Here is a 1,161-nt window from a genome sequence, read left to right on the forward strand (position 1 = left end):
ATCCCTAACCTTTAGATTAGCAAATACTATTAATTGTTATTACATTTAAAAAGGACAGAGTGAACTTATATCCCTAACTAGCTAAAAAGAGCTATCGTGCGTATTAGTCTCCGTCCTTTTTTCTTGGCTACTTAGAACCATATAGAATTTTAGAATGACCTTATTAAAGGTTTTAGTTTAAGTAGCATTTATTAATTTCTAAATCTAAAGTTATGAATTTTAAAGAAGTAATCGGTATTGATGTTAGTAAAAACACCATTGATGTTTGTATTCACCTATCTGAAAAGAGCTCTGAATTTGCCAATACAAACAAAGGCATTAAAGGATTTTTAGGTTGGGTCAAGGAGCATTTAAAAGACCTGTCCGGAGTTCTTTTTGTATATGAGCATACAGGTATGTACTCACACACACTTACCGTTGTTCTGCAAGAGATGGGATGTCATTATTATATTATTGCCCCTGCACTTGATATAAAACGTTCCATGGGAATTGTAAGAGGAAAGGATGACCAGGTAGATGCTAAACGCATTGCATTATACGGTTATCGTTTAAGGGAAGAGATTACACCAACTAAAGAGCGTTTTGAATCGATAACCACGCTTAAGTCCCTAATGACGCTCAGGTCAAAGCTGGTCAGACAACTTTCAGCCCATAAGACCACCTTAAAGGAGCAGAAAGGCATTTATCGAGCTAAGGACTTTAAATTTATTTTTGAGACACAACAAAGGTTAATACATTACCTTACCAAACAGATAAAGTCTGTTGAGGCGCAAATGCAGGAGGTCGTCAATAGCCACATAGCCCTAAAAACCAATATGGATCTAATGTTATCGATTAAAGGCGTTGGTAGACAAATGGCAACTACAATGCTTATAGTTACGGAGAACTTCTCCAAGTTTGATAGTTCTCGTAAATTCGCCTCGTATTGCGGTGTTGCACCATTTGCATATCAATCGGGTACAAGTATAAAAGGCAGGAACAGAGTGTCTCCGCTCGCAAACAAGAACATCAAGTCTTTGGCCCATATGTGCGCAGTAAGTGCCATACAGCATAACTCCGAAATGAAAATATACTACCAAAAACGTGTTGAAAAAGGGAAGAGCAAAATGAGTACCTTAAACATTATTAGAAATAAATTGATTGCTCGCATCTTTGCGGTTA

The 1,161-nt window shown here is 36.9% G+C and carries 1 protein-coding gene; it reads left to right on the forward strand.

From position 1 onward, the window contains the following. Window positions 1-212 precede the first annotated feature (212 nt). On the forward strand, window positions 213-1,161 hold a 949-nt coding region (locus EYD45_RS16545), incomplete at its 3' end, for an IS110 family RNA-guided transposase (protein WP_130965775.1).

It is taken from the genome of Hyunsoonleella flava (assembly GCF_004310325.1).
Lineage (GTDB): Bacteria > Bacteroidota > Bacteroidia > Flavobacteriales > Flavobacteriaceae > Jejuia > Jejuia flava.